Source organism: Roseicyclus sp., from assembly GCF_052168335.1.
Lineage (GTDB): Bacteria > Pseudomonadota > Alphaproteobacteria > Rhodobacterales > Rhodobacteraceae > Roseibacterium.
Genome location: NZ_JBQLZP010000385.1, coordinates 1 through 4,301 on the forward strand (window position 1 = coordinate 1; position 4,301 = coordinate 4,301).

The 4,301-nt window shown below is 66.6% G+C and carries 5 protein-coding genes; all 5 read left to right on the forward strand.

Annotation, left to right across the window (positions count from 1 at the left end; translation table 11 throughout):
- Nucleotides 1–557, forward strand: a 557-nt coding sequence (locus ACTS11_RS11865) for an FAD-dependent oxidoreductase (RefSeq protein ID WP_442640523.1), incomplete at its 5' end; no start/stop codon positions are given.
- Nucleotides 558–718: 161 nt separating this feature from the next.
- A complete protein-coding gene (ugpB, locus tag ACTS11_RS11870; RefSeq protein WP_442640524.1) occupies nucleotides 719–2,041 on the forward strand; it encodes a sn-glycerol-3-phosphate ABC transporter substrate-binding protein UgpB in 1,323 nt (440 codons plus the stop codon).
- Between the two features lie 69 nt (nucleotides 2,042–2,110).
- Entirely contained in the window at nucleotides 2,111–2,998 is an 888-nt protein-coding gene (gene ugpA, locus ACTS11_RS11875) for a sn-glycerol-3-phosphate ABC transporter permease UgpA (protein ID WP_442640525.1), read from the forward strand.
- 14 nt (nucleotides 2,999–3,012) lie between these two features.
- Nucleotides 3,013–3,861 (forward strand): sn-glycerol-3-phosphate ABC transporter permease UgpE, encoded by an 849-nt coding sequence (ugpE, locus tag ACTS11_RS11880; protein WP_442640526.1) that lies wholly within the window; start codon nucleotides 3,013–3,015, stop codon nucleotides 3,859–3,861.
- Nucleotides 3,862–3,864: 3 nt separating this feature from the next.
- Nucleotides 3,865–4,301 (forward strand): ATP-binding cassette domain-containing protein (locus ACTS11_RS11885; protein ID WP_442640527.1); only part of this gene is annotated, 437 nt, incomplete at its 3' end.

Below are 4,301 nucleotides of genomic sequence, written 5' to 3' on the forward strand. Positions count from 1 at the left end.
CCCTCCGGCAGGAGGTCGTGCATGTCCCCGCGCCCGAGGGGTTCGACTTCTACCACGACGGGCTGATCGTCTCGGACGGCGACATCGCCTGTTACTGCCGCCCCGAGCGCGGCAACAACATCCTCATCGGGTCCGAGGACCCGCCCTGCGACCCGATGGAGTGGGTCGACGACCGCGACTGGAACCGCGACTTCACCGAGCAGTGGACGACGCAGGCGATGCGCTACGCCCAGCGCGTGCCGACCCTCGGCATCCCCAGCCGGATGCGCGGCGTGGTCGAGCTCTACGACGCGGCGACGGACTGGATTCCGATCTACGACCGCTCCAGCCTGCCGGGCTTCTACATGGCCTGCGGCACCAGCGGGAACCAGTACAAGAACGCCCCCGTCGCCGGGCGGCTGATGGCGGAGCTGATCGACGCCTGCGAGGGCGGCCACGATCACGACACCGTGCCCATGACGTTCCGCCTCGGGCACATCGACCACGAGATAAGCGCCGGTTTTTTCTCACGAAAACGCGAGATCAACGCGCAATCCAGCTTCTCCGTCCTGGGCTGACCGAGCGCAATGTTTCGACTTTCCAAACGTTTTCTCCGACCGTAACGTTTCCGTCACATAACAAGGTTAACGACCACCCCGGGGGCGGCCTAGCTGGCCCCGGCACCTGAAACCGACGGGACGGCCGGATGCGCAGACAGACGGCCAGAGGAGAGACATCAATGCAGATCCGGATCTTCGCTGCGGCAACCGCCGCAAGCGTCCTCGCCCTGAGCACCCATGCCTCGGCGCAGACCACGATCGAGTGGTGGCACGCCATGGGCGGCGAGCTCGGCGTCGCGACCGAAGCCGTCGCGACGGCCTTCAACGAATCGCAGAGCGACTACGTCGTCGTGCCGACCTACCGCGGCACCTACACCGAGACCCTGACCGGCGCGATCGCGGCCTTCCGCGCGGGCGAGCAGCCCAACATCGTGCAGGTCTTCGAGGTCGGCACCGGCACCATGATGGCCGCCGAAGGCGCCATCGTCCCGGTCTACGAACTGATGGAGCGCACCGGCGCGCCCTTCGACCCGAGCGCCTTCCTGCCCGCCGTCGTCGGCTACTACACCGACCCCGAGGGCAACATGCTGTCGATGCCCTTCAACTCGTCGACGCCGATCCTCTACTACAACAAGAACGTGTTCGAGGCCGCGGGCCTCGACCCCGAGCAGCCGCCGCGCACCTGGAGCGAGGTCGAGTCCTTCTCGCGCCAGATCATGGAATCGGGCGCGGCCGAGTGCGGCTTCACCACCGGCTGGGTGAGCTGGGTGCAGCTCGAGAACTTCTCGGCCTGGCACAACCAGCCCATCGGCACGCTCCAGAACGGCTTCGGCGGTCTCGAGACCGAGATGACGGTGAACGGCCCCGTGCAGGTCCGCCACTGGGAGAACCTGGCCCGCTGGGAGGACGAGGGCCTCTTCCGCTACGGCGGCCCCGGCGGCGGCAACGACGCGCCCCCGGCCTTCTACGCCCAGGAATGCGCGATCTACATGAACTCCTCGGCCAGCCGCGCGGGCGTCATCGCCAACACGCCCGACTTCGAGGTCGGCTACGGCATGCTGCCCTACTACGAAGACGTGGACGGCGCGCCGCAGAACTCGATCATCGGCGGCGCGACGCTCTGGGTCCTGTCGGGCGGCACTCCCGAGGAGGAAGCGGGCGTCGCGGCCTTCTTCAACTTCATCTCCTCGCCCGAGGTGCAGGCCCGCTGGCACCAGGAGACCGGCTACCTGCCGATCACCCAGGCCGCCTATGACCTCTCGACCGAGCAGGGCTACTACGAGGCCAACCCGGGCGCCGACGTCTCGATCCTCCAGATGACGATGAACGAGCCGACGGACAACTCGCGCGGCCTGCGCTTCGGCAACTACGTGCAGATCCGCACGGTGATCGACGAGGAGTTCCAGCGCCTGCTCGCCGGCGACGTCGACGCGCAGGGCGCGCTCGACGCGGTGGTGGAGCGCGGCAACGCGCTGATCCGCGACTTCGAAGCGGCCAACTGAGGCACCCCGATCCCGGCCCGCGCCGCGCCCCCGCGGCGCGGGCCATCCTTTCGCATCCCCGGTGACGGCATGCAGACCAAGCGCACGATCTTCGGCAACAGGGGGCTGCCCTACCTGCTCCTGCTGCCGCAACTCGCCATCACGGCGGTGTTCTTCCTCTGGCCCGCGGGCCAGGCCGTCTACACCTCGTTCCGGCGCGAGGACGCCTTCGGGCTCAACACGACATTCGTGGGCCTGAACAACTACGAGCGCCTGTTCGACAATCCCGAATACATGAACGCGCTCCAGGTCACGGTGGTCTTCTCGATCGCGACCGTGATCCTGTCGATGGGCCTCGCGCTGGTGCTCGCGCTGGCCGTCGACCGCATGATCAGGAGCGCGCAGGGCTACACGACCCTCCTCGTCTGGCCCTATGCCGTGGCGCCCGCCGTCGCGGGCATCCTGTGGTGGTTCATCTTCAATCCCACCATCGGCATCCTGCCCTACGTCATGGAGACGCTCTTCGGCTACCGCTGGAACCACTCGCTGAACCCGCAGGACGGCATGATCCTCGTGGTGATCGCGGCGGCGTGGAAGCAGATCAGCTACAACTTCCTGTTCTTCGTCGCCGGCCTCCAGTCGATCCCGGCGAGCCTGCGCGAGGCCGCGGCCATCGACGGCGCGGGCCCGTTCAAGCGCTTCTGGACGATAACCCTGCCGCTCCTGTCGCCGACGACCTTCTTCCTTCTCGTCGTGAACGTGGTCTACACGCTCTTCGACACCTTCGCGGTCATCGACGCCACGACCGAGGGCGGGCCTGCGCAGGCCACGAACATCCTCGTCTACAAGGTCTACAACGACGGCTTCATCGGCCTGAACTTCGGCTCCTCGGCGGCGCAGTCGGTGGTCCTGATGATGATCGTGATCGCGCTGACCTTCATCCAGTTCCGCTACGTGGAACGCCGGGTCAACTACTGAGGGGGGGACGGGACATGGTCGAAAACCAGCGCTGGCTCGACATCTTCGCGCACGTCATCCTGATCCTCGGCGTGGCGACCGTGGCCTTCCCGGTCTACATCGCCTTCGTCGCCTCGACGCATACCTCGACCGCCTTCGTCTCGGGAACGATCCCGCTGGTCCCGTCCTCGAACGCCGTCACGAGCTATACCGACGTTCTCGCGGGCGGCGTCTCCTCGCAGATGGCGGTGCCGATCAGCCTGATGATGTTCAACTCGATGGTGATGGCGCTCCTGATCGCGGTCGGAAAGATCGCGATCTCCATCATCTCGGCCTTCGCCATCGTCTACTTCCGCTTCCCCTTCCGGGTGCTGGCGTTCTGGCTCATCTTCATCACGCTGATGCTGCCCGTGGAGGTGCGGATCGTCCCCACCTTCGAGGTGATCGCGGACCTGGGCATGCTCAACAGCTACACCGGCCTCACCGTGCCGCTGATGGCGTCGGCGACCGCGACCTTCCTCTTCCGGCAGGTGTTCCTGACGATCCCCGACGAGCTGACCGAGGCGGCGCGGATCGACGGCGCGGGACCGCTCAAGTTCTTCCGCGACATCCTCCTGCCGCTGTCGCAGACCAACATCGCGGCGCTCTTCGTGATCCTCTTCATCTACGGCTGGAACCAGTATCTCTGGCCCCTCCTGATCACGACCGACGACAGCTATTACACCATCGTCGCGGGCATCAAGCGCATGTCCGACGTCGTCGACAGCGAACCCTTGTGGAACTACATCATGGCGGCCGTCGTGCTCGCCATGCTGCCGCCCGTCGCGGTGGTCATCATGATGCAAAGGCTCTTCGTGAAGGGCCTCGTGGAAAGCGAGAAGTAAGCCATGGCCGAGCTCAGACTGCGCAACGTGGGCAAGACCTATGCGGGCGGCGTGGTCGCCGTCTCGGGCGCCACCGTCGACATCGCGGACGGCGAGTTCATCGTGCTGGTCGGCCCCTCGGGCTGCGGCAAGTCGACGATCCTGCGCATGATCGCGGGGCTCGAGACGATCACCGACGGCGAGGACGAGATCGGCGGCCGCGTCGTGAACCGGCTGGAGCCCGCCGAGCGCGACATCGCCATGGTGTTCCAGAACTACGCCCTCTACCCGCACATGACGGTGCGGCGGAACATGGAATACGGCCTCAGGAACCGCGGCACGCCGCGGGCCGAGATCGACCGCCGCATCGCCGCCGCCGCCGAGACCTTGCAGATCGCGCAGTATCTCGACCGCAAGCCGCGCGCGCTGTCCGGCGGCCAGCGCCAGCGCGTCGCCATGGG